The organism is Hamadaea sp. NPDC051192 (assembly GCF_040682475.1).
GTDB classification, from domain to species: Bacteria; Actinomycetota; Actinomycetes; order Mycobacteriales; family Micromonosporaceae; genus Hamadaea; species Hamadaea flava.
This window is the reverse complement of the sequence record NZ_JBFBAZ010000017.1, coordinates 47,246-69,726: the sequence shown is the minus strand read 5'-3', so window position 1 is coordinate 69,726 and position 22,481 is coordinate 47,246. Positions and strand designations below refer to the sequence as shown.

Below are 22,481 nucleotides of genomic sequence, written 5' to 3'. Positions count from 1 at the left end.
CCGGCCCGATCCCGGTCCCGTGCTCCCGATCCCGGCTCCGGTGATCATGCTCGCCGGGAATTGATCAGGGCGCCGGGAACACGACACGCCGGTCGATCATGACGGAAAGTCCATGATCAACGGGAAAGGGCGGGCGCACGGCGAGAGCGGGGCGCACGGCGGTGGGGCGGGTCGGGCGGGAAACGATGGGGCGGGTTGCGGTGGGGCGGGTAGGGCGGGTGACGGCGACGCGTTCCACCACGACCCGCGCGGGGCGGGATGAGCGGAGGGCCGGTCGGCGCACGATCGGGCGGCCGATCGGGGCCAGCTTCACCGAGGCGAGCGCTACGACGGCGGGCGTGAGCGCGTCCGACAGGTCCACCACCGGCTGCAGCACGACCGGCCGGACGAAGGGCTGCTCCGGCTGAACCTGGACCACCACTGGGCGTACGGCGGGCTTCGGGGGCTTGGCGGCCACCGGGCGCACCGCCGGGGCCTTCGCGGGGATCGTCCGCTCCGGTACGCGTACCCCTTGGTGGGAAAGCACCGCGGTCTGGTGTGGGCGTGCCGGGGTGATCCGCGCGGGCTCCACCCGGAGCGTGAGCGGGCCCTGGCCGTGTGCGCGGACCCGGACCGGCGCGGGGGCCGCGGGTTCGGTGAGCAGTACGCCGGCCGGTTCCCGGAAGGTCGGCCCGAGATCGTCGAGGCCGGTACGCATGACGACGAACGTGGGCAGCGAGGTCAGCCCGACCATGGTGGCGACGAGGAGCCCGAACCGGCCCTGACCGCCGCGTAGGGCAGCCCGGATGCGTTGCCCGACCACCGTCGGCAGGTACGCCTCCGCGGCCTGGTCCTCCTCGCCGGTCTCGCCGGTCTCGTCGGAGTCGGCCGGGGCGGCCGGGGCGGGCCAGCGCCGATCGCCGCTGCGGGCCTGCTTGTGGCGGTTCTTCTCCAGGACGGAATCCAGGAATCCCTCGGAGGTCGATTCCGCATCCTGCGCCATGAACGCCTCCAAACCTCAGATCCCGGGGAATTTCCACAGAATGCCGCATAGCGCCATAGAAACCGCGGATTCCACGCCGAAGCCGGGTGGACTAAAGCGACACTGGGTATCAGTGGGGTCATAAGCGGCCGCATGATATCGGCCACGCTGTGAGCGCGGCCACGGATGCGGCAGGATATGGGGGTAAGGCGGCAACGGTGCCGCGGGTCTTCCGTGACTGCACCTGCCGGCGAACTCCCGTCGCGCGACAGCCCCCACCTGGGCGAGGCGCGACGCCGACCGCTCCGACGGCAGGCCAACCCCGCCGCCGAGCACATCAGAACAGGGAGATACGGATGACCAAGGGCGCAACCGCCCCGCGCCGTTCCGGCGGCAGCCGGGGCCGCGGTGGCACTCCCCCCGAGCCCGACTACGTACAGCTGCTCACCCCGGACGGCGAGCGGGTGAGCCACCCCGACTACTCGGTCGACTTCTCCGACGAGGAACTGCGCGGGCTCTACCGTGACCTCGTCACCGTCCGCAAGCTCGACGCCGAGGCCACCGCCCTGCAGCGGCAGGGCGAACTGGGCATCTGGGCCAGCCTGCTCGGGCAGGAGGCGGCTCAGGTCGGTTCGGGGCGCGCGCTGCGCAGCCAGGACATGGCCTTCCCGACCTATCGCGAACACGGCGTGCTCTACTGCCGGGGCATCGACCCGATCATGCCGCTGAGCCTGTTCCGCGGCGTGGACCAGGGCGGCTGGGACCCGGTGGCGAACAAGTTCAACCTGTACACGATCGTGATCGGCGCGCAGACGCTGCACGCGACCGGTTATGCCATGGGGATCGCGAAGGACGGCAAGGTCGGCACCGACGACGGCGAGGCCGTCATCGCGTACTTCGGCGACGGTGCGACCAGCCAGGGCGACGTCAACGAGGCCTTCATCTGGTCCTCGGTCTTCCACGCCCCGGTCGTCTTCTTCTGCCAGAACAACCAGTACGCGATCAGCGAGCCGCTGGAGCGCCAGACCCGCATCCCGCTGTTCCAGCGGGCGGCCGGCTTCGGCTTCCCCGGCGTCCGGGTCGACGGCAACGACGTGCTGGCCTGCTACGCGGTCACGCGGGCGGCGCTCGACCACGCCCGGCTGGGCCAGGGCCCGACGCTGATCGAGGCCTACACCTACCGGATGGGCGCACACACCACCTCCGACGACCCGACGCGCTACCGGGTCTCCTCCGAAGTGGAGGCTTGGCAGGCGAAGGACCCGATCACCCGGGTCCGGGCGCTGCTGACCAAGGAGAAGATCGCCGACGACGCGTTCTTCGACTCCGTCGACGCCGACGCCAAGGCGGAGGCCGTCCAGTTGCGGGAACGGGTGCTCACCATGCCCGACCCCGACCCGGCCCAGATCTTCGAGCACGTCTACGTCGAGGGTTCGCCGCTGGTCGAGGCCGAGCGCAAGCAGTTCGAGGCGTACGCCGCGTCCTTCGAGGGGGGTGCGCACTGATGGCGGTCGAGACCCTGACCCTGGGCAAGGCGCTCAACACCGGCCTGCGCCGCGCCATGGAGCGCGACGACAAGGTCATCCTCATGGGCGAGGACATCGGCAAGCTCGGCGGCGTCTTCCGCATCACCGACGGCCTGCAGAAGGACTTCGGTGAGGAGCGGGTCATCGACACCCCGCTCGCCGAGTCCGGCATCATCGGCACCGCGATCGGCCTGGCCCTGCGCGGCTACCGGCCGGTCTGCGAGATCCAGTTCGACGGGTTCGTCTACCCGGCGTACGACCAGATCGTGTCGCAGGTGGCGAAGTTCCGCTACCGCTCGCGGGGCCACGTCAACCTGCCGATGGTCATCCGCATCCCGTTCGGCGGCGGCATCGGCGCGGTCGAGCACCACAGCGAGTCGCCCGAGGCGTACTTCTCGCACACGGCCGGGCTCAAGGTCGTCGCGTGCTCCAACCCGGAGGACGCGTACTTCATGATCCAGCAGGCGATCGCGTCCGAGGACCCGATCATCTTCCTGGAGCCCAAGCGTCGCTACTGGGAGAAGGGCGCCGTCGACACCGCGCTCGGTCTCGACGCCGTCACCCCGCTGCACAACAGCCGCGTGGTCCGGCCGGGCACCGACGCCACCGTCCTCGCGTACGGCCCGATGGTCAAGACCGCGCTCGACGCGGCCACCGCCGCCCAGGAGGACGGCCGGTCGCTCGAGGTCATCGACCTCCGCTCACTCTCGCCGATGGACCTGTCTCCGGTCTTCGATTCGGTACGCCGAACGGGGCGACTGGTCGTCGTGCACGAGGCGGCGGGGAACCTGGGGATGGGCTCGGAGATCGCCGCCCGGGTGACCGAGGAGTGCTTCTACTCCTTGGAGTCGCCCGTTCTGCGGGTGACCGGATACAACACCCCCTACCCGGCCTCGCGCCTGGAGGAGGAGTACCTGCCGGACCTGGATCGCGTCCTGGACGCCGTCGACCGTTCGTTCGGCTGGTGATCGGCGTGACCGTCAAGGAATTCAACCTGCCCGACCTCGGTGAGGGTCTGACCGAGGGCGAGATCCTGAAGTGGCTCGTCAGCGTCGGTGACGTGATCGAGCTGAACCAGCCGATCGTGGAGGTCGAGACGGCGAAGGCGGCCGTCGAGATCCCCGCGAAGTGGGCCGGCAAGGTCGTCGAGATCCACCATCCGGAAGGGACTGTCGTCGAGGTCGGCGCGCCGATCATCGCGATCGACACCGACCCGTCCGGTTCCTCGAAGGCTCCGGCGGGCCCCTCCTCAGCTCCGGCCGACGACATGTCGTCGCAGGCCGCTGCGGGCGCGGAGAAGGCCGCCGAGGCTGGTGCCGGGCTCATCGGTGGACCGGCGCCGGGTGGGCGTACGGCGGTCCTGGTCGGATATGGGCCACGCACGACGGAGGCAAAACGGCGTCCCCGGGTTTCCTCGTCGGCGGCACCCGCTGCTCCGGTCGCCGCTGCACCTGCTGCTGCTCCGGCGGCCCCGGCTCCGGTTGCTCCGGCACCGGCTCCGGTCAACGGGGGCGCTTCGGTGCTGGCCAAGCCGCCGGTCCGCAAGCTCGCCCGTGACCTCGGCGTCGACCTGGCGACGATCGCGGGCACCGGTCCGCAGGGTTCGATCACCCGCTCCGACATCGAAGCGGCCCGGTCGGCCCCGTCGCCGGTCTTCGTCGGTTCGCCGGAACGGGAACAGCGGATCCCGGTCAAGGGCGTACGCAAGCTGACGGCGGCCAACATGGTGGCGTCGGCCTTCACCGCACCGCATGTCACGGAGTTCCTGACCGTCGACATGACCCGGTCGATGAAGGCGCTGGACCGGTTGCGGGCCCAGCGCGACTGGCGCGACGTACGCATCTCGCCCCTGCTCATGGTGGCCAAGGCGGTGCTGCTCGCCGTCCAGCGGCACCCGATGGTCAACTCGACGTGGGACGAGGCCGCCCAGGAGATCGTGGTGAAGAACTACGTGAACCTCGGCATCGCCGCCGCGACCGATCGCGGGCTGATCGTGCCCAACATCGCCGACGCCCAGGCGCTCTCGCTGCGCGAGCTGGCGGACGCGATGACCGACCTGGTGACCGTGGCGAAGTCGGGCAAGACACCGCCCGCCGCGATGACCGGGGGCACGTTCACCATCACCAACGTCGGCGTCTTCGGCGTCGACACCGGTACGCCCATCCTGCCCCCCGGCGAAGCGGCGATCCTCGCCTTCGGCGCCGTACGCGAGCAGCCGTGGGCGTACAAGGGGAAGGTCAAGCTGCGTCAGGTGACGACGCTCGGCCTCTCCTTCGACCACCGCATCATCGACGGGGAGCTGGGTTCCCGCTTCCTCGCCGACATCGGCGCGTTCCTCGCCGACCCCGAGGCGGCCCTGCTCGCCTGGACGTAACACCCCCTGGTCAGGGTCATTTCCATGTCGCTATGGCAACGTGGAAATGACCCTGATCTTGTAGGCGGCCCCGGCTCCCAGCCGGGCGACATACGCCCGCTCGATCTCGGCGAGCACCGAATGCGGCGTCTCGCGGATCTGCTTGGGCGTGAAGTGCAGCACCAGAATCCCCGCCGCGGCCAGCTGATTGTGATGCCGCAGCGTCGCCTCCCACGCCTCCGGTGACAGGTGGAACTCCCGAGAATCCACCTCCAGCGCCAGGGCCGCTAGGTCCAGGTAGCCGTCCGGAGTCGGCAGATCGTTGCCGTCCGCGTCGGCCAGCCGCGGATTCCAGCTGATGGTCGGCAGGATCAGGCTCTGTTTCGCCAGCCGCCGCAGTTCGGCCTCCGGCGCGGACCGCACCCCGTCGGCCACCTCGTCCACCACCGCTCGGAGTACGGCGGTCCCGTTACGCCGGGCGAGGTCGAGTTCGCGTTGGAGATCCACGATCGTGGTGATCGCCCGTTGGATGCCCTCGGCGACGACCGCTCGCATGGTCTGGACGTCGAAGCCTCTCCCCTCGTCGCTGCGCAGCGCGTCCACCACGGCGCGGGCGGGCGAGCAGACGCGGACGCAGCCGGCGTACGGCCATTCCGTGGAGTCGAGCCGGTCGGTGCGGTGCAACCGCACCCTCGGTACGCGTCGCAGCCGCCGCTCATGCGGGACCAGCACGTGCACAGCCGGTTCCTTCGGTAGATACCGGAAGCCGTGGATCTCCAGGGCGCTCAGCCCGGCGAGCTGCGCCCGCTCACCGGCGTACAGCCCGGCGGCGATGAACTGCTGCCGTCGAGTCAGCGTGCCGGAGAAGGTCGCCACCACTCGAGGCAGTACGCGCTGCCAGTCGCCGCGTTTCAGCTTCCAGCGCAGCATCCCGTGGGTGACGCCGGCCTCGGCCAGCTGAGCGTCGGTGACGATCTTCTCCTGGCGCAGCAACAGTTTCGCTAAGGCATCCACAGGAATGATTCAAGGATGGCGCGACGCCGCTGGGTAGCCCCTGTGGATGAGTTCCTTGATCAGGGTCATTTCCATGCTGCTATAGCGACATGAAAGAGACCCTGATCAAGAGAACTCGACGAAAAGGTGCGACCTGTCCCCCGAGCGAGCCGAGCGAGCGGAGCGAAGCTCGGCGGCCGCCGAGCTGGAGCGAAGCTCGGCAGAGCCGCGCAAGAAGATAGGCGAGCGAAAGCGAGCCGTAACAGCGGAAGCGGAAGGCCGAGTAGCGGCGAGGACACGAGCGAGCGTGTACATCCCATGAGCGATGGGCCGAGCGAAGCCGAAGGCGCGAGCGCCCAGAAGCGAAGTGTGAATAGGGTTGTGGTCGCCGGAAACGGCGGCGTAGCGCCGTCCCGCGTCAGCGGCGAACCGCAGGACCGCCGAAGGCGGCCCGTCCAAGTGCTCCTCCGGCGATGCCGGAAGATCCGACGGAGCACCGCGACGCAAATAGGTAGACGTCTCCTCCCAGACCACACCCCCATCCAGGGATGCAGTGGTGACGACGTCGAACTGCCGCCCCCGCCGATGAGCCCGGAGATCCCGCGCCACCACGGTGAATTCGAGCGACGCGCCCAACGGCAGCGACCCGTGCACGACGTGCGAGTTGGCGATGTGCACCAGCCCGACGACCGGGAACGGGAAGTCTCCGCCGGACATGAGCCGCATGGTCGGCCCGAACGCCATGATGTGCGGGTACGTCGGCGGCAGCTCGTCGCGCAGCGCGTACCCGCACACCGCGTTGTACGCGGCCACCGAGGGGACCGACGAGGAGGCGGCGAACTCCACCACAGTGGACGGGAGCACCGCCGGCCGAGGCCGTGGAATCAGCGAAGCGGCCGCGCGCAACAGCATGAATCACGCCCCCAGCATCTGCTGGCCGCAGACTCGCAGCACGTTGCCGGTCACGCCGGCCGAGCCGGGTTCGGCGAAGTAGCCGATGGTCTCGGCGACGTCGATCGGCAGCCCGGCCTGCGCCAGCGAGTTCATCCGGCGGCCGCCTTCGCGTACCACCAGGGGCAGGTGGGCGGTCATGGCCGTCTCGATGAAACCGGGCGCGACCGCGTTGACGGTGATGCCGCGGTCGGCCAGTACCGGCGCGAGCGCCCGGACCCAGCCGGCCACGCCCGCTTTCGAGGTCGCGTAGTTCGTCTGGCCGCGATTGCCCGAGAGGCCCACGACCGACGACACGCCGATGATCCGCCCGCCGGCCGGGATCAGGCCCGCCTCGACCAGCGCGTCAGTCACGCGTACCGGTGCGGCCAGGTTCACCGCCAAGACCTGGTCCCATTGGTCCGGACGCATGTTGGCCAGCGTCTTGTCCCGCGTGATGCCCGCGTTGTGCACGACCACGTCCACTCGGCCATGGCGGTCCTTCAGATGGTCGACGAGGCGCGCGGCCGCGTTCTCCACCGCCAGATCCGACTGGTACGCCGTACCGCCGAGCGAGTTGGCGACAGCGGCGAGGGAGTCCCCGGCGGCGGGAACGTCCAGGCAGACCACGTGGGCTCCGTTACGTGCGAGCACCCGGGCGATGTCCGCCCCGATCCCCCGGGCCGCCCCGGTCACCAGGGCGATCTTGCCCGCGAGGGTGTCCTGCGACAGCGGTCCCACCGGAGCGCCCACGGTCACCACCTGACCGTCCACGTACGCCGATCGACCCGACAGGAAGAAGTCCAGCGTGGAGCGCAGGGTTTCCGGCTCGGTGGCCTCCGCTGTGCGTACAAGTTGAACGGTTGTGCCGCGACCCACCTCCTTGGCGAGGCTGCGGGTGAACCCCTCGACGGCCTGGCGCACCGCCGCGACCTCGACCGACGCGGCCTCGGCGGGCAGTCCGGCCAGCACGATCACGCGGCCGGCGGGAGTGAGGCCGCGCGCGATCGGGTGGACGATGTCGTAGAGATCGCGCAGGTCCTCGACGGTGGCGAGGGTCGTCGCGTCGAGGACGAGCCCACCGAGTTTCTCGCCGTCGCCCGGGTACCAGCCCTCGATGCCGACGGCGAACCTGCCCTCCCCCGCGATCCGCACCGGGCCGGCGAGCGGATGATCCGCGTCGTAGCGGCGGAGACTGGGCGGGTTGGGTAGGCCGAGTCGCTTGACCAGGACACTCCCACCGGCGCTGCGAGCGAACGACGCGTAACGGTCCGACATAAGGTTGACTGTACCCACAAGACCTACTCGCGAGTAAGTTATACGCCATGAGAAACGTACGACGGGTCGGCGTCCTGGGCGGGAATCGGATTCCGTTCGCCCGCTCCAACGGCCGCTACGCGAAGGCGTCGAACTCCGACATGCTCGGCGCGGCCCTGGACGGGCTGGTCGCCCGGTTCGGGCTGGCCGGCGAGCGGATCGGCGAGGTCGCCGCCGGTGCGGTCCTCAAGCACAGCCGCGATTTCAACCTCACCCGGGAAGTCGTGCTGGGCTCGACCCTCGACGGCCGTACGCCGGCCGTCGACCTCCAGCAGGCCTGCGGAACCGGTCTGCAGAGCGTGATCTACCTGGCCAACAAGGTCGCGCTGGGCCAGATCGACTCCGGCATCGGCGGCGGCGTCGACACCACCAGCGACGCGCCGCTGGCCCTGAACGAGAGCTTCCGCAAGGCGCTGCTCGAACTGAGCCAGGCCCGTACGCTCGGCGGCCGGATGCAGGCCGCGCTGAAGCTGCGGCCGTTGCAGCCGTTCCAGCCCGAGATCCCGCGCAACGCCGAACCGCGTACGGGGATGTCGATGGGCGAGCACGCGGCGCTCACCACGCTGAAGTGGGGGATCACCCGGGAGGCGCAGGACGAGCTGGCCCTGGATTCGCACCGCAACCTCGCCGCGGCGTACGACGAGGGGTTCCTCGACGATCTGATCACGCCGTATCTGGGCCTGTCGCGGGATCAGAACCTGCGGGGCGACAGCACGCTCGACAAACTGGCCAAATTGAAGCCGGTGTTCGGCGCACGCGGCGAGAACCCGACGATGACGGCCGGCAATTCGACGCCGCTCACCGACGGCGCCGCTTTGGTGTTGCTGGGCACGGACGAGTGGGCCGCCGACCACCATCTGCCGGTGCAGGCGTACTTCGTCGACGCGCAGACCGCCGCCGTGGACTTCACGCCGCGCAATCCGGACCCCGAGGGGCTGCTCACCGCGCCCGTGTACGCCGTACCCGAGCTGCTGGCCCGCAACGGGCTGACGTTGCAGGACTTCGACTTCTACGAGATCCACGAGGCGTTCGCCTCGCAGGTGCTGGCCACCCTGGCCGCCTGGGAGTCGGAGGAGTTCTGCCGCGAGAAGCTGGGCCTGGAGAAGGCGCTCGGCCCGATCGACCGGACGAAGCTCAACGTACGCGGCAGCTCGCTGGCGGCGGGGCATCCGTTCGCGGCGACCGGCGGCCGCATCGTGGCGACTCTGGCCAAACTGCTGGCCACCCGGGGCAGCGGACGGGGTCTGATCTCCATCTGCGCCGCTGGTGGGCAGGGCGTCGTCGCCATCCTCGAACGCTGACCGCCCGGCCGGGGGCGGCGTACCCGCCCCGGCCGGTCAGCTCGGCTAGGCTTCGCGGGTGAGCAAGCGAGCCCGTGTCGCGGCCAAGTCCGCCGCGCCCAAGAAAGCCAAGGTCCGCGACGTCTTCGTGGCGGTTCCGTTCGCCGGTCTGACCGACGAGACGGAGTGGATCGCCCTGCGCGAGCTGGTGCCGGCGGCCACCGCGCCTCTGAAGCTGAACGCCGAACTGACCGAGAAGTACGGCGACCGCGACATCACCCTGGCCACCATCCTGCCGATGGCGTGGCCGGCGATGGTCAAGGCGGACGGCCGCATCCTGCTCGGGCTCCAGCGGCATGTGCAGTCGGGCGACGTGAACCGTGACCTGGCGGTGGCGCTGCTGAACGCGCTGGAGACCACGCCCGGCCAGTCGGTCGCCGTGCCGGCGCTGCCGGGCCAGGGTGAGCGCCTCGGCGACCTGCTCGCCGACGGCCCGCTCGACCTCACCATGCACGAGACGTTCGGCTTCTGGCTGGACGAGGGCCAGGACGACGACCCCGGGGTCGCGGCGTCGCTGGAGTCCGCCAACGGGGCCATCGCGCCGACCGTGAAGATGGCGGCCGTCAAGGCGGCGTACTGGACGCGGATGGGGGAGAAGTCGCACATCCGCTGGGTTCTCCCGCACGCCGAGAGTGAGGCGCTCGACGCGCTGGCCACCCTGGGCGCCGCAGGCGAGCTGACGCTGGGGGAGCAGACCCGGTTCGCCGGGATGTTCCGCGCGCACGGTCGGCTCGTCCCGGTGTGGGACCTGCCGGTCGACAGCGAGGCGGCCGAGTGGGAGGACGCGCTGGCCCAGTTCGCCACGCGTTTCGAGGCCGCTCTCGGCAAGGAGCTGACGCCGGAGGCCCGCAAGGCCAAGCAGGGCCTGATCGGCCGCCAGCTCACGCTGCGCTAACCCGCCAAGGGTTCCCGCGAGATCGGGCAGGACATGCATCTCGGACCACCCCGGCCGGAGCCCAGCTCCGAGCCGGGGATCCGGATCACCTCGATGCCGGCCCGTTCCAGCTGAGCGTTCGTCTCCACGTTGCGCTCGTACGCCACGCACAGCCGAGGCGCGATGGCCAGGGTGTTGTTGCCGTCGTCCCACTGTTCCCGTTCGGCCGTCACCGAGTCCAGTCCAGTGTGGATCATCCGCAGCCGGTCCAGGCCCATCGCCTTGGCCGCCGCGTCGAGGAACGGTTCGGGCCCGCTCACCATCGGTTCGGCCGCGCCCGGCGTCAGCGTGTACGCGACCAGGTCGTCGGCGACGTTGGGGTACATGAGAACCGTGTCGACGTCGACCATCGTGCACACCGTGTCGAGGTGCATGGTGGCCCGCGTCTGCGCGATCGGCACGGCCAGCACGGTGTGCGCCAACGGATCGGGGTGCGCGAATAGCGCGCGGGCCAGTCGTTCCGCCCCCGCCGGCGCAGTCCGTTCGCCGACACCGACCGCGATGACCCCGGGCGCGAGGAGCAGGACGTCCCCGCCCTCCAACGGTTCCAGCCACGGGTCGTACGCCGTCGCCACCCCCGCGAAGCGCGGATGATGCTCGTAGACGGCGTGCGTGATGCTGGTCTCCCGGCGCCGGGCGCTCATCGCCAAGGACGTGACGGCGACCCGATCCCGGATCCACACCGAGGAATCCCGCGTGAACAGCAGGTTCGGCAGGGGATCCACGACGAAGTCCAGCCGGTCCATCAGCTGGTAGACCAGTCCGCCGCCGGACCTGAGTTCCTCGTGCGCCAGACCGGCGGTGAGCACCCGGGCGAGACTCGGCGGGTCGAGGTAGCCCAGATGGTCGCGTACGCGCCGCCGCAGCGAGTCGCCGAGCCGCACGTCGGCCAGGACGGCGTCGACCAGTTCGGCGCGAGCCTCCTCGATGGCGAGCACGTCCGTCAGCACCTCGGTGAGGTAGAGGACTTCGACGCCGTGTTCGCGCAGCCGTGCGGCGAAGGCGTCGTGTTCCTCCTGGGCGCGGCCGACCCACGGGATGCCGTCGAAGAGCAGCGTGTCGTTGTTGCGAGGGGTCAGTCGTGCCAGCTCCGGACCGGGTCGGTGGAGCAGCACGGTGTGTAGCCGGCCGACCTCGCTGTCCACATAGCGCACACCTTCCACGTGTGCCAGAGTAGGGGCGGATTCCCGTCGCCCGGCGTTTTCCGTACAAATCGGGATGTCGCTATATTCACGATCCGTGAATGAGATGTCATTCCGCTACGGACCTCTGTCGCACGGCGGGATCAGTCACGTATTGTGACGGATACAACTCAATGAGTGCCGCGGAACGCCGGAGGCCCACGATGACCACATTCCCCGTCCGCCCGATTCCTCTCTCCACGCCGCAGATCCCAGCCCTGGACGCGCTGAAGGAAGGCCCGCTCGACCGGGTACGCCGTCAGCGTGAGGAGAAGGCCCGGATTCGGCAAGAGGCAGCCGGCACTCGTGTGGCGAACCACCTCAACCAGCTCGGCCCGTCGTGGCAGTTCGTGGAGTGGCCGCATTCCGTGGCGACCACCAGCGCGCAGACGGCTTCGGCGCCGGGCCGGGCGGCCGACACCCACGGCGGTTTCCTCGCTTTCGGCCCGGGTGGCGTCTTCTCGGTCACCGTCGTCGACATCGGAGCGAAGCGGGTCCTGGTCGCCGGCGACGTCGTCCAGATCAAGGGACGACGACCGGCGTACATCCCGGCCGCGCGCAAGGACGCCAAGCGCGCCAGCAAGGCCATCTCGGCGGCGGTCGGGCACACGATCCCGGTCGTGGCGGTCCTCGCGCTGATGGGCCGGGGCGTCGTCACCGTCTACGGGCTGCCCAAGGACTGCGTCATCACGACGTACCGCGAGTTGCACCGGGCGTTGCTCGGCGGCGGCGACCGCATCTCCGCGCTGACCGCGCAGAAGCTGTCCGACGTGGCCCGCAACCCCTGGACCTGGATCAACGAGCCGGCCAACGGCTATCAGTGGTTCACGAACGGCAGACACGACGAGTGACAAGCTCGCGACACCGGAGTACCGTGCGGGTATTCCGCAGCGGCGAAGGGAGACACGTGTGACGCATGTCGAACTGTCGCTGTCGACCAGCGTCACGCCCGACTGGCGTCCTCCGGTCACCGTTCCCGAAGAGCTGAGCCGCTGGGTGACCGCAGTCGTGGAGTCGGCCGAACCCGCGCTCATCATCGACGCCTCGGCGACCATCGTCGCGACGACGCCCTCCTGCGCCAACCTGCTAGGCCTGCGGCATCCCTGGGTCGGCGAGCGCCTGCCCGACTCGCTGCACCTGATCGACTTCACCGCGAACGGCGCGGAACTGCCCGAACCCGAGCGTGAGCTGATCCCGCCCCTGCTGGCGGTCGCCTCCGGGCGACTGGCCCGGGGGCTCATTCGCGTACGCACCAACGCCGCGCTCGCCGCCGCCCGGGGCGAGGAGTCGGAGACCCGGACGCTGGACGCGATCGCCACGCCGCTGCACGCCGACGACGTCGCTGTGGGCTCGCTGACGTTCTTCTGCGAAATCTGAGCCCTTCCTGGCGGGTACACAGGGCGAGATCGATCGCACTTGTGGTGATCGTCGCAGCGCATCCCGTCCCGGGCGACGTACATTGCGTGGCATGGAGACGCTGGACGCTGGGCAGCCCGCCGGGGCGAGGCCGCCTGGCGCACCGGTCGGGGTCGATCTGACCCTGCTCGCCGACGTATACGCGGTCTGCCGCCTCCCGGCCGGCGCGCCGTTCCCGGTCGAGCTGCTGCCGTCTGCCTCCCGGCCCGGTGCGCGCGCCCGCTCGGCGGCCGGTGGCGCCGCCGACTCCGGGGTCGTCTCGTTGACGTGGACCCCGACGGAGACCTCGGTCATCTGCCGGGCCGACCGCGTACCGGCCGGGGCGGTGGTGGAAACCGGCTGGCGCTGCTTCGAGGTGAACGGGCCGATGGCGCTGACCCTGACCGGGATACTGGCCTCGATCGCCACGCCGCTGGCCCAGGCGCGGGTGAACATCTTCGCGTTCTCCACCTTCGACACGGACTACGTCCTCGTCCCGGCGGTACGCCTGAACGCCGCCCTTGCCGCGTTGACGGGCGCGGGACATAGGATCAATACGGCCTGATCCTCCAGGCCGTAAGCCGCCCCCGAGAGGACTTCCCCGGTGCCTCGGATCCGCCCGCTCGTCGTCCTCGCCGCCACGGCCGCCGCCACCCTGCTCGCCGCAGGCTGCGGAAAGCCACCAGACCTGCGGGAACAGGGCGTTCCGGTGCCCAGCCCGTCGGTGCTGGCGGAGTCCACCAGGCCGCCGCTGCCGCAGGCCACGGCCACGCCGAGCACCGCGCCGACGTTCTCCGAGAGCTACTACGTGGCCTGCCTCGGCAATCCGAGCGGCGATCAGGTCGTGGCCACGCTGCGGTCGAAGACGAGGCTGCTGCCGAAGTCCGGGACGATCTCGGTGACCACCGGCCCGCTCTGCTCCGGCACCTGGCAGTACACGATCGTCCAGGCGCCCGGGAAGGACGCGCTCGTCGTCGTCACCAAGGCCGCCGCCACCACGGCAGCGCCGGCCGCCCTGCAGATCGTCACCGCCGGTTCCGACGTCTGCACGATCACGGTACGCACCCAGGCTCCGGCCGGGCTGCTGGCCGCTGCCCGCTGTAGCTGAGCCGTCCGCGCCGTAAGGTGGGGGTCATGCCAGGCGTACCACCGACCCGATTCGTCTATCTCGGCCCGGAGAGCACCTTCACCGAGCAGGCGCTGCTGACCATCCCGGCGGCCGAGCGCGGCACGCGTACGCCGTCGCGGTCCGTCCCGGAGGCGCTGGACGCGGTCCGCCAGGGCGAGGCGGACGCCGCGCTGGTGCCGATGGAGAACTCCGTCGGCGGCCAGGTCGGGGTGACGCTCGACGAACTGGGCGTCGGCGATCCGCTGGTGATCACCCGGGAGGTGGTGATCCCGGTCGAGTTCGTGCTGGCCGCCCGCCCCGGGACGACGATGGACCGGGTGACCTCGGTGGCCGCTCACCCGCAGGCCGGCGCGCAGTGCCGGGCGTGGCTGCGGGCGCATCTGCCGGACGCCACCGTCATCGACGTGCTCTCCAACGGCGCGGCCGCGCAGGACGCCCTGGCCGGCACGGTGGACGCGGCGATCTGTGCGCCGATCGCGGTCGACCGATTCCGGCTGGCCCTGCTCGCCGACAAGATCGCCGACCATCCCGACGCGGTGACCCGATTCGTGCTGCTCTCCCGCCCGGCTCCGCCGCCCGCGCCGACCGGCGACGACATCACCTCGCTCGCGGTCTTCATCGCCCACGACCGGGTCGGCGCGCTCCTCGCCGTCCTCACCGAGCTGGCGGTCCGGGGCGTGAACCTCATCCGCATCGAGTCGCGCCCCACCGGTGAGGCCCTCGGCCGGTACGCCTTCTTCCTGGACTGCACCGGTCACGTGGCCGACGCCCGGGTGGGGGAGGCGCTGCAAGGGCTGCGTCGGATCTGCGCCGCCGTACGCTTCCTCGGCAGCTACCCGCGTGCGGTGCCGCCCGGCGCGGTGGACCGTCCGGTGCCGCCGCCCGGCGGCCTGGCCGACGCCGATTACGCCGACTCGGCCGCCTGGCTGGCCCGCCTGCGTACCGACGGCGCGTGACGCGATGCCGGTCGAGATGTCCCGCGAACGCTTCGAGGAGCTGGTCGGCGAGGCGCTCGACGAGGTGCCGCAGGAGTTGTTGCGGCACCTCGACAACGTCGTGATCCTGGTCCAGGACGAACCTCCGCCCGGCGAAGGCAACCTGCTGGGTCTCTATGAAGGCCATGCGCTGACCGACCGCGGCTGGGACTACGCGGGCGTACTGCCTGATCGGATCCTCATCTTCCGCGGCCCGACCCTGCGGATGTGCGAGGACGAGGAGCACGTCGTGGAAGAGGTCGCCGTCACTGTCGTGCATGAGCTGGCCCACCATTTCGGCATCTCCGATGAACGGCTCCACCAGCTCGGCTGGGACTGATCCGGCAGGGCCCGCAGGTGTTGCGAGTCCGTCGTAGGCTGCGGGTCCACACCCCTGTCACCCCCCGGCCAAGGAGCCACCTCATGCGCAGTGCGCTGTTTTCCGCGGAGAACCTGGAGAAGGAGTCCACCGAACCCGGACTGCGGCTCCAGAACTCGAAGATGCTGAAGGTCGAGCTGAACGGCGAGGTCATGGCCCGCACCGGCGCCATGGTCGCGTACCAGGGCCAGATGCAGTTCCAGGCGCTCGGTTCGGGCGGCGTCGGCAAGTGGATCAAGAAGGCGATCACCGGCGAGGGTGTCCCGCTGATGAAGGTCACCGGCCGGGGCGACCTCTTCCTCGCCGACCGCGCCGCCGACATCCACCTGATCGACCTGGACCAGGGGGACGCCCTGTCCATCAACGGCGCCAACGTGCTCGCCTTCGAGCCGACCCTGAACTACGACATCAAGATGGTTCAGGGCATGGGCATGCTCTCCTCGGCGGGCCTGTTCAACTGCGTCTTCAGCGGCAAGGGCCGGATCGCGATCACCACCGCGGGCACCCCGGTCGTCCTCACCGTCGACGCGCCCACCTTCGTCGACCCCCAGGCCGCGATCTGCTGGTCGGCGAGCCTGCAGACCGGCTACCACCGCGCCGACCAGCTCGGTCTGGGCACGCTGATCGGCCGGACCACGGGTGAGGCGTTCACGATGAGCTTCACCGGTCAGGGCTTCGTCGTCGTGCAGCCGTCCGAGGAGCCGCCGCAGGGCTTGGCGGGACACGGCTCGGGTCAGCAGGCCGGCGGCGGCGGGATGCTGGGCGGCCTGCTCGGCAACTGATCCCCGCAGAACTTCGACGGCCCGCCGAGCGGACAGCGCGGCGGGCCGTTCTTCGTCAGAATGAAGTGATGTCGGAAGACGTCTTGGAGTTCGGATCGCCCGCCCACGCCGAGTCCCGGTTCGCCGGCCCCCGGTTCGCGACGCCACCGGCGGTGCCCCCGATCTTGGCCGCACTGAGCGCCGCGTTCTTCTTCGGGTCGCTGATGTACCCGTGGCAGACGACCCGTCTCATCGCGGGAGCCGACTACGCATCCCTCAACGCCACCGACATCGTCACGTACGCCGTGAACACCGCGGTCGGATCCGCGTACGTGGTCGGCATGATGGGCCTCGGCGCGATCACGGCGACCACCATCCTCGGACGGCGCCGGCAACGGCGGCCGCTGATGCTGGCCGGTGTGGGTCTGAGCACGATGCTGCTGGTCCTGCTCGTCTCGTTGATCGCGCTCGGCGGCCGGCAGATCGCGGCGACCTACATCATCGGCATTCCGGCCACCGCGGCCACCCAGGTGGAGGTCGGCCTCTACCTCGCCCTGGCCGCGCCCTTCGCGGCCATGCTGGCCATGTTCCTGAGCCCGGCCGCACGCCGTCGGCGGATCACGCCGGTCGAGGCGAGCTATGACGAGGAGGACGACGCGATCTCCGACCTCACCGTGACCCCCGTACGCTGACCGGAGCGATCAAGCATCGAAACCGAGGTGAGACAGATCAACGGCGCTCGGTAGGCTTGTCGCATGATTGATCTGCGCCTGCTCCGGGACGACCCGGACCTCTTCCGAGCCAGCCAGCGCGCCCGCGGCGAGAGCGAATCGTCCGTGGACCGGCTGCTGAGTGCGGACGAGGCGCGCAGGTCCGCGGTCCAGCGTTTCGAAGCGCTGCGGGCCGAGCAGAAGACGCTGGGCAACTCGATCCGGCATGCGCAGGGCGAGGAGAAGACCGCTCTGCTGGAGCGGACCAAGCAGCTTGCCGCGGACGTGAAGGCGGCCGAGACGGCGGCCGGGGAGGCCGAGGACGAGCTGCGCCAGGCTCAGCTCGCGGTGGCGAACCTGGTCGAGCCGGACGCCCCGCCCGGCGGCGAGGACGACTATGTCGTGCTCAAGGAGGTCGGGGTCAAGCCCGACATCGCCGACCCGAAGGATCACCTCGCGCTCGGCGAGCTGCTCGGCGCCATCGACACCCCGCGGGGGGCGAAGGTCTCGGGCGCCCGCTTCTACTACCTGACGGGGATCGGCGCGCTCCTGGAGAACGCCCTGCTCCAGCTCGGCATCCAGCAGGCCGTGGAGAACGGCTTCATCCCCATGGTGCCGCCCGTCCTGGTCAAGCCGGAGTCGATGGAGGGCACCGGTTACCTCGGTGCGCACGCCTCGGAGGTCTATCACCTCCCGGCTGACGACCTCTACCTCGTCGGCACGAGCGAGGTGCCGCTGGCGGCGTACCACAAGGACGAGATCCTGGACATCGACGGACCGCGACGCTACGTCGCGTGGTCGACCTGCTTCCGCCGCGAGGCCGGGTCCTACGGCAAGGACACCCGGGGCATCATCCGCGTGCACCAGTTCAACAAGGCCGAGATGTTCGTGTTCTGCGCTCCGGAGGACGCGCAGGCCGAGCACAAGCGCCTGCTGGCCTGGGAGGAGGAGCTCCTCGGCAAGCTGGAGCTGCCCTACCGCGTGATCGACACCGCCGCCGGCGACCTCGGTTCCAGCGCCGCCCGCAAGTACGACTGCGAGGCGTGGCTGCCCAGCCAGGGCCGCTACCGGGAGGTCACCAGCACCTCGAACTGCACGACGTTCCAGGCGCGGCGGCTCAACATCCGCTATCGCGACGCCGACGGCAAGTCGCAGACGGTGGCCACGTTGAACGGGACGCTCGCCACGACCCGGATGCTCGTGCCGCTGCTGGAGAACCACCAGCAGCCGGACGGGTCGGTCCGGGTGCCGAAGGCGTTGCAGCCCTTCCTCGGCGGCCGCGACCTGCTCGACCCGATCAAGTGACTGTTCCGTTTCGTCCGGCCCGTCTCGGCGGGCCGGACTTCGCCCCCACAGCACGGCGGCCGAAGCTCGTCGTGACGGATCTGGACGGCACGATCGTCCGGACCGACGGCACCGTCTCCGCCCGCACCGACGCCGCCTTCGACCGCGTACGCGACGCCGGCATCCCCATCGTGGGGGCCACCGGCCGAGGACCACGGCTGACCGGGATGTCCCGGGGCGACCTGCCGAGCGCGGACTACTTCGTGCTCGGCGGCGGGGGACGGGTGCTCGACCTGACCGGCGACGAGCCACGCGTACTGCGGGATCTGCGTTTTCCCGGCCGGGCACTCGCCGAGCTGATGCCGCAATTGGAAGCGGAGTTCGGCCCGTTGCAGCTGACCGTCGAGGCGCTCGACGCCGAGAACGCGCCACTGTGGAGCGAATGGGAGCAGTGGCCCTACCCGGACCCGATCGAGCTGCGTACGCGTGAGGAGATGTTCGCGGCCTCGATCATCAAGGGCTTCCTCCAGGTCGCGCCGGAGTTGGGTGCACGGCTCACGGCGGAGGCCCGCCATCCGGACGTCGAGATCATCCAGTCCTGGCCGGGGTTCGTGGAGATCCACGCGCCCGGCGTCGACAAGGCGACCGGGCTCACCGTCGTGACCGACCTGCTCGGCATCGACCCGGCCGACGTCCTCGTCTTCGGCGACCAGCTCAACGACGTGGCCAGCTTCGCCTGGGCGGGCCATCGGGTGGCGGTCGCCAACGCGCACCCGACGCTGCTCGGGATGGCAGACGAGGTGACCGCGGCCAACGACGCCGACGGGGTCGCCGAGTACCTGGAACGCCTGTTCTCGTAGGACTTACAGCCAGCCCTGGGCGCGTGCCGCCTGCACCGCTTCCATGCGGTTACGCGTACCGGTCTTGCCGATCGCGGCGGACAGGTAGTTGCGTACGGTGCTCTCCGACAGGTGCAGCCGCGTCGCGATCTCGGCGATCGTCGCGCCGTCCACCGCCGCCGACAGGACGTCGCGTTCCCGGTCGGTGAGCGGGTTCGGACCGGCCGCCAGCGCCGCGGTCGCCAACGCCGGGTCGACGACGGTCTGCCCGGCCAGCACCTTGCGGATCGCCGAGGCGAGCTCCTCGACCGGCCCGTCCTTGACGAGGAACCCCCGCGCGCCGGCGTCCATGGCCCGCCGCAGATATCCCGGCCGGCCGAAGGTCGTCAGGATGACCACCTTGCAGTCGGGCACCTCGGTCCGCAGCTCGGCCGCCGCGTCGAGGCCGGTCTGCCCGGGCATCTCGATGTCCAGCAGGGCGACGTCGGGCCGGTGTTCCCGCGCCGCCGGCACGACCAGGTCGCCGCGATCGACCTGCGCTACGACCTCGATGTCCTCCTCCAGGCCGAGGAGCAGCGCCAGCGCGCCGCGCATCATCCCCTGATCCTCGGCCAGCAGCACGCGAATCACTCGTCACTCCGTTCTCGCGGCACGTCCGCGCGCAAGGTGAATCCGGGACCGCTCACCGTCAGGGTTCCGTCTAGCGCCGCCAGCCGCTCGCGCAGCCCGCGCAGGCCGTTGCCCTCGCTCGCGGTCGTGCCGCGGCCTCGTCCGTCGTCGCGCACCGTCAGCGACCATGCGGCTGCGCTTCGGTCCAGCACCATCCGACAGGTACGCGCACCGCTGTGCCGGATGACGTTGGTCGCCGCCTCGCGTACCACCCAGGCGAAAGCCTGATCCACAGCGGACGGCAACTCGTCGGTGCGGACGGCGAGCCGGATGATCGTCTCGATCCCCGCGTCCGTGAGCGCACCGCGGGCCCCGTGCAACTCGTCGGTGAGCGGGCGTTCGCGGTAGCCGGTGACCGCCTCGCGGACCTCGGCCAGGGCCTGGCGACCGACCTCCTCGATCTCGGCGGCCTCCTTGGCCGCCGCGGCCGGGTCTCGTTCGGCGAGCCGCCGGACGACCTCCGCCTTGACCACGATGAGCGACAGCGAGTGGCCGAGCAGGTCGTGCAGGTCACGGGCGAAGCGCAGACGCTCCTGCTCGACGGCCGACCGGGCCAGCTCGGTCCGGGTCCGGTCGAGTTCCCGGATCAGCTTGACCATGTTGCGGACGACGAGCACGAGAGCGGTCGCGAGCAGCGCGTTGAGGACGACCGCGGCGATGTCGCTGAGGCTGTCGCCGACCAGTACGCCCATGCCGCCGAGGGCGAGCGAGCAGCCGCCGATCCAGTAGTACGAGATCGGCGTGGGGTAGAGGGCGACTCCGCCGACCGACACGTAGAGCATCACGATCAGCGAGCCGCCGGCGGTGTCCCGGGTGTAGAACAGCGCCATGATCACGCCGAGGACGGCGAACGCCCCCAGCGCGAGCTGGTCGCGCGTCGGCGGGAACGGCAGCCGGAGGCTGAAGCCCCGCATCACGACGTAGAGGTAGAGCCCGAGGAAGGCGGCGAAGACGACGAGCGCGAGCCACGGGAGATCCGTGGCTCGCAGCACGTCGTCGGCCAGGCTGAAGATCGGGAAGGACCAGATCAGTGCCCAGATCCCGCCGATCACCCGGCGCTTGCGGATGTGGGCGGCGTCGATCGGCTCGTTCAGCCGCCCACGTTCCTCAACCGAGGAGAACGGCGCGAAGATCTTCATCGCGGTTTATTTTGCCGCTGCCGAGCGCTTGTAGGCCAGCGCCGCGAGCGCGGCGAACACGACGGCCCACCCGGCGATGATCGCCCAGCCCGCGCCGGACTGGCTGTCCTGCTGGAGCACCGACACCCCGGCCTGGGTGAACCGGAAGCTCGGCGACCACTCCACGATCTGGCGCATGAGCTTCGGCATGTCGTCGGTGCTGATGAAGATCCCGCCGGCGAAGGCCAGGCCGAAGCTGACCAGGAAGCTGGCCGGCTGGGCCAGGTTCGGCGGCAGGACGAAGCCGACCGCCAGGCCGACCAGGGCGAACGGGACGCTGCCCAGCCACATGAAGAGCACCAGCAGGGCCAGCTGGCCGCCGCCGAAGTCGACGTCCCGGGCCATCCCGATCAGGCTCACGACGAGCACCGCCGGGATCGCCACGAGGGAGCAGGCGATCGCCTTGGTGACCACCACGACGGCGGGCGGCAACGGGGTGATGCGGAGCTGCCGCAGCCACCCCGCCGTGCGCTCGTGGGAGACCCCGACGCCGCTGGAGAAGGTGCCCAGCAACGCCCCGTACGCCGCCCACGCGACCATCAGGTACGCGAGGATGTCCTTGGTCTCCTCCGGGGTGTTGCCCTTGATCGAACCGCCCAGGGCGAGGAAGAGGATCACCGGCATGGCCACGGTCAGGATGATCAGCCGCGGTTCGCGGTACATCCGGCGCAGCTCGAACTTGAGGTAGGCGAGCATCTCAGGCCTCCGAGGCGGTGCTGGTCAGGTGGTCGTTGCTGGTCAGGGCGAGGAAGGCCTCCTCGAGGCCGGCTCCGGCCACTTCGAGGTTGGCGAACGCCCGCCCGCTGGTCACCAGGGCGCGTACGGTCGCGTCGGAGTCGTCGCTGCGGAGCAGGGCACGGTCGCCCCGGATGTCGACCGCGGTCACACCGGGGAAGCGGTCGAGTCCAACCGTCCCGTCGCCGTCGAGATCGAAGCTCACCGTACGCCCGGAGACGGCCTTCTTGATCTGCGCGCCGCTGCCGTCGGCGATGATCCGGCCGCCGGAGACCACGATCACGCGGTCGGCGAAGTCATCGGCCTCGGCGAGATAGTGCGTGGCGAACAGCACCGTCCGGCCGCCTTCGGCGTACGAGCGCATCGTCGCCCAGAACGCCTGACGGCTGGCCACGTCCATGGCCGAGGTCGGCTCGTCGAGCACCAGCAGATCGGGGTTGCCGGCGAGGGCGAAGGCGAACCGGGCGCGCTGCGCCTGGCCGCCGGACAACTTGTCGAGCCGCCGGTTCGCGATGTCGGTGAGGTCGGCCGTCTGCAGGATCTGCCCGGTGGGCAGCGGCTTCGGGTAGATCGAGCGGGCCAGCTCGACCAGCTCCCGCACGGTCGCGTTCGGCACGAAGCCCGCGTCCTGCAGCATCGCGCCGATCCGGCCGGCACGTACGGCCTTGTGCGGGTTGGTCCCGAACACCTCGATCGTGCCGGCGCTCGGCTCCAGCAGGCCGAGCATCATGTTGATCGTGGTGGACTTGCCTGCGCCGTTCGGGCCGAGCAGAGCCACCGTCTCCCCAGGGGCGATCGACAGATCGATACCGTCGACCGCCCGCACCGAGCCGAAGTCCTTCGTGACCCCGGTCAGTTTCAGTGCGTCCGTCATGAGATCGACGGTAGGCGGG

General features: G+C 70.3%; 24 protein-coding genes. 15 read left to right on the top strand and 9 right to left on the bottom strand.

Features of this window, described 5'->3' with window-relative positions; translation table 11 throughout:
• Positions 1 to 64: 64 nt before the first annotated feature.
• A complete protein-coding gene (locus AB0M47_RS10335; RefSeq protein WP_363411431.1) occupies positions 65 to 982 on the bottom strand; it encodes a hypothetical protein in 918 nt (305 codons plus the stop codon).
• Between the two features lie 335 nt (positions 983 to 1,317).
• Between AB0M47_RS10335 and pdhA the strand changes: the two genes are divergently transcribed.
• From pdhA to AB0M47_RS10320, 3 genes are read left to right on the top strand one after another with little or no spacing between them, the layout of a single operon-like run.
• Positions 1,318 to 2,466, top strand: coding sequence for a pyruvate dehydrogenase (acetyl-transferring) E1 component subunit alpha (pdhA, locus tag AB0M47_RS10330; RefSeq protein ID WP_363411429.1), 1,149 nt, complete (start codon positions 1,318 to 1,320; stop codon positions 2,464 to 2,466).
• Entirely contained in the window at positions 2,466 to 3,455 is a 990-nt protein-coding gene (locus tag AB0M47_RS10325; RefSeq protein WP_363411427.1) for an alpha-ketoacid dehydrogenase subunit beta, read from the top strand. The genes pdhA and AB0M47_RS10325 overlap by 1 nt, the downstream gene beginning before the upstream one ends.
• A 5-nt stretch (positions 3,456 to 3,460) precedes the next feature.
• Positions 3,461 to 4,861 (top strand): dihydrolipoamide acetyltransferase family protein, encoded by a 1,401-nt coding sequence (locus tag AB0M47_RS10320; RefSeq protein ID WP_363411425.1) that lies wholly within the window; start codon positions 3,461 to 3,463, stop codon positions 4,859 to 4,861.
• 30 nt (positions 4,862 to 4,891) lie between these two features.
• Here the strand turns inward: AB0M47_RS10320 and AB0M47_RS10315 are convergent, their stop codons facing one another.
• The 3 genes from AB0M47_RS10315 to AB0M47_RS10305 all read right to left on the bottom strand — a co-directional run bounded on the left by AB0M47_RS10315 (position 4,892) and on the right by AB0M47_RS10305 (position 8,041).
• Complete coding sequence (locus tag AB0M47_RS10315; RefSeq protein ID WP_363411423.1) at positions 4,892 to 5,854, bottom strand: hypothetical protein; 963 nt, start codon at positions 5,852 to 5,854, stop codon at positions 4,892 to 4,894.
• 105 nt (positions 5,855 to 5,959) lie between these two features.
• Positions 5,960 to 6,745 (bottom strand): MaoC/PaaZ C-terminal domain-containing protein, encoded by a 786-nt coding sequence (locus AB0M47_RS10310; protein WP_363411421.1) that lies wholly within the window; start codon positions 6,743 to 6,745, stop codon positions 5,960 to 5,962.
• Positions 6,746 to 6,748: 3 nt separating this feature from the next.
• A complete protein-coding gene (locus AB0M47_RS10305) occupies positions 6,749 to 8,041 on the bottom strand; it encodes a 3-oxoacyl-ACP reductase (RefSeq protein WP_363411419.1) in 1,293 nt (430 codons plus the stop codon).
• A 47-nt stretch (positions 8,042 to 8,088) separates the two neighbouring features.
• On the opposite strand from AB0M47_RS10305, the gene AB0M47_RS10300 reads away from it, so the two are divergent.
• Both AB0M47_RS10300 and AB0M47_RS10295 read left to right on the top strand, forming a co-directional pair.
• Complete coding sequence (locus AB0M47_RS10300; protein WP_363411417.1) at positions 8,089 to 9,381, top strand: acetyl-CoA C-acetyltransferase; 1,293 nt, start codon at positions 8,089 to 8,091, stop codon at positions 9,379 to 9,381.
• 58 nt (positions 9,382 to 9,439) lie between these two features.
• Positions 9,440 to 10,315 carry a DUF5926 family protein gene (locus AB0M47_RS10295; RefSeq protein ID WP_363411415.1) on the top strand — a complete coding sequence of 292 codons (876 nt, stop codon included), beginning with the start codon at positions 9,440 to 9,442 and terminating at the stop codon, positions 10,313 to 10,315.
• Here AB0M47_RS10295 and AB0M47_RS10290 read toward each other — a convergent pair.
• Positions 10,312 to 11,517, bottom strand: a complete 1,206-nt coding sequence (locus AB0M47_RS10290; protein WP_363411413.1) for an arginine deiminase — start codon at positions 11,515 to 11,517, stop codon at positions 10,312 to 10,314. The genes AB0M47_RS10295 and AB0M47_RS10290 overlap by 4 nt on opposite strands.
• A gap of 182 nt (positions 11,518 to 11,699) precedes the next feature.
• Between AB0M47_RS10290 and AB0M47_RS10285 the strand changes: the two genes are divergently transcribed.
• The 10 genes from AB0M47_RS10285 to AB0M47_RS10240 all read left to right on the top strand — a co-directional run bounded on the left by AB0M47_RS10285 (position 11,700) and on the right by AB0M47_RS10240 (position 19,027).
• Entirely contained in the window at positions 11,700 to 12,386 is a 687-nt protein-coding gene (locus tag AB0M47_RS10285; RefSeq protein WP_253759035.1) for a hypothetical protein, read from the top strand.
• 58 nt (positions 12,387 to 12,444) lie between these two features.
• Positions 12,445 to 12,912 carry a hypothetical protein gene (locus tag AB0M47_RS10280; RefSeq protein ID WP_363411411.1) on the top strand — a complete coding sequence of 156 codons (468 nt, stop codon included), beginning with the start codon at positions 12,445 to 12,447 and terminating at the stop codon, positions 12,910 to 12,912.
• Positions 12,913 to 13,003: 91 nt separating this feature from the next.
• Positions 13,004 to 13,495 carry an ACT domain-containing protein gene (locus AB0M47_RS10275; protein WP_363411409.1) on the top strand — a complete coding sequence of 164 codons (492 nt, stop codon included), beginning with the start codon at positions 13,004 to 13,006 and terminating at the stop codon, positions 13,493 to 13,495.
• 39 nt (positions 13,496 to 13,534) lie between these two features.
• Positions 13,535 to 14,038, top strand: coding sequence for a hypothetical protein (locus AB0M47_RS10270; RefSeq protein ID WP_363411407.1), 504 nt, complete (start codon positions 13,535 to 13,537; stop codon positions 14,036 to 14,038).
• A gap of 26 nt (positions 14,039 to 14,064) precedes the next feature.
• Positions 14,065 to 15,015 (top strand): prephenate dehydratase, encoded by a 951-nt coding sequence (pheA, locus tag AB0M47_RS10265; RefSeq protein WP_363411405.1) that lies wholly within the window; start codon positions 14,065 to 14,067, stop codon positions 15,013 to 15,015.
• A 4-nt stretch (positions 15,016 to 15,019) separates the two neighbouring features.
• Positions 15,020 to 15,373 (top strand): metallopeptidase family protein, encoded by a 354-nt coding sequence (locus AB0M47_RS10260; RefSeq protein ID WP_253759045.1) that lies wholly within the window; start codon positions 15,020 to 15,022, stop codon positions 15,371 to 15,373.
• Positions 15,374 to 15,456: 83 nt separating this feature from the next.
• The gene (locus AB0M47_RS10255) at positions 15,457 to 16,194 is read left to right on the top strand and encodes an AIM24 family protein (RefSeq protein ID WP_363411403.1); all 738 of its coding nucleotides are present in this window, start codon (positions 15,457 to 15,459) and stop codon (positions 16,192 to 16,194) included.
• A gap of 68 nt (positions 16,195 to 16,262) precedes the next feature.
• A complete protein-coding gene (locus tag AB0M47_RS10250) occupies positions 16,263 to 16,865 on the top strand; it encodes a hypothetical protein (protein WP_363411401.1) in 603 nt (200 codons plus the stop codon).
• A gap of 63 nt (positions 16,866 to 16,928) precedes the next feature.
• Complete coding sequence (gene serS / locus AB0M47_RS10245; RefSeq protein WP_363411399.1) at positions 16,929 to 18,188, top strand: serine--tRNA ligase; 1,260 nt, start codon at positions 16,929 to 16,931, stop codon at positions 18,186 to 18,188.
• A gap of 71 nt (positions 18,189 to 18,259) precedes the next feature.
• Positions 18,260 to 19,027: an HAD hydrolase family protein gene (locus AB0M47_RS10240; protein ID WP_363411397.1), complete on the top strand. Its 768-nt coding sequence runs from the start codon at positions 18,260 to 18,262 to the stop codon at positions 19,025 to 19,027.
• A gap of 3 nt (positions 19,028 to 19,030) precedes the next feature.
• On the opposite strand, the gene AB0M47_RS10235 is transcribed toward AB0M47_RS10240, so the two are convergent.
• From AB0M47_RS10235 to AB0M47_RS10220, 4 genes are read right to left on the bottom strand one after another with little or no spacing between them, the layout of a single operon-like run.
• Positions 19,031 to 19,636 (bottom strand): response regulator transcription factor, encoded by a 606-nt coding sequence (locus AB0M47_RS10235; protein ID WP_363411395.1) that lies wholly within the window; start codon positions 19,634 to 19,636, stop codon positions 19,031 to 19,033.
• The gene (locus AB0M47_RS10230; protein ID WP_363411393.1) at positions 19,633 to 20,814 is read right to left on the bottom strand and encodes a sensor histidine kinase; all 1,182 of its coding nucleotides are present in this window, start codon (positions 20,812 to 20,814) and stop codon (positions 19,633 to 19,635) included. The genes AB0M47_RS10235 and AB0M47_RS10230 overlap by 4 nt, the downstream gene beginning before the upstream one ends.
• 6 nt (positions 20,815 to 20,820) lie before the next feature.
• Positions 20,821 to 21,549: an ABC transporter permease gene (locus tag AB0M47_RS10225; RefSeq protein WP_253759057.1), complete on the bottom strand. Its 729-nt coding sequence runs from the start codon at positions 21,547 to 21,549 to the stop codon at positions 20,821 to 20,823.
• 1 nt (position 21,550) lies between these two features.
• Complete coding sequence (locus AB0M47_RS10220; protein WP_363411391.1) at positions 21,551 to 22,462, bottom strand: ABC transporter ATP-binding protein; 912 nt, start codon at positions 22,460 to 22,462, stop codon at positions 21,551 to 21,553.
• Between the last annotated feature and the right edge of the window lie 19 nt (positions 22,463 to 22,481).

Coding starts and splice junctions, on each gene's coding strand:
- AB0M47_RS10335 (WP_363411431.1), bottom strand. CDS start 982: ATGGCGCAGGATGCGGAATCGACCTCCGAGGGATTCCTGGATTCCGTC.
- pdhA (WP_363411429.1), top strand. CDS start 1,318: ATGACCAAGGGCGCAACCGCCCCGCGCCGTTCCGGCGGCAGCCGGGGC.
- AB0M47_RS10260 (WP_253759045.1), top strand. CDS start 15,020: ATGCCGGTCGAGATGTCCCGCGAACGCTTCGAGGAGCTGGTCGGCGAG.
- serS (WP_363411399.1), top strand. CDS start 16,929: ATGATTGATCTGCGCCTGCTCCGGGACGACCCGGACCTCTTCCGAGCC.
- AB0M47_RS10275 (WP_363411409.1), top strand. CDS start 13,004: ATGGAGACGCTGGACGCTGGGCAGCCCGCCGGGGCGAGGCCGCCTGGC.
- AB0M47_RS10225 (WP_253759057.1), bottom strand. CDS start 21,549: ATGCTCGCCTACCTCAAGTTCGAGCTGCGCCGGATGTACCGCGAACCG.
- AB0M47_RS10285 (WP_253759035.1), top strand. CDS start 11,700: ATGACCACATTCCCCGTCCGCCCGATTCCTCTCTCCACGCCGCAGATC.
- AB0M47_RS10305 (WP_363411419.1), bottom strand. CDS start 8,041: ATGTCGGACCGTTACGCGTCGTTCGCTCGCAGCGCCGGTGGGAGTGTC.
- AB0M47_RS10230 (WP_363411393.1), bottom strand. CDS start 20,814: ATGAAGATCTTCGCGCCGTTCTCCTCGGTTGAGGAACGTGGGCGGCTG.
- AB0M47_RS10310 (WP_363411421.1), bottom strand. CDS start 6,745: ATGCTGTTGCGCGCGGCCGCTTCGCTGATTCCACGGCCTCGGCCGGCG.
- AB0M47_RS10250 (WP_363411401.1), top strand. CDS start 16,263: ATGTCGGAAGACGTCTTGGAGTTCGGATCGCCCGCCCACGCCGAGTCC.
- AB0M47_RS10325 (WP_363411427.1), top strand. CDS start 2,466: ATGGCGGTCGAGACCCTGACCCTGGGCAAGGCGCTCAACACCGGCCTG.
- AB0M47_RS10255 (WP_363411403.1), top strand. CDS start 15,457: ATGCGCAGTGCGCTGTTTTCCGCGGAGAACCTGGAGAAGGAGTCCACC.
- AB0M47_RS10220 (WP_363411391.1), bottom strand. CDS start 22,462: ATGACGGACGCACTGAAACTGACCGGGGTCACGAAGGACTTCGGCTCG.
- AB0M47_RS10300 (WP_363411417.1), top strand. CDS start 8,089: ATGAGAAACGTACGACGGGTCGGCGTCCTGGGCGGGAATCGGATTCCG.
- pheA (WP_363411405.1), top strand. CDS start 14,065: ATGCCAGGCGTACCACCGACCCGATTCGTCTATCTCGGCCCGGAGAGC.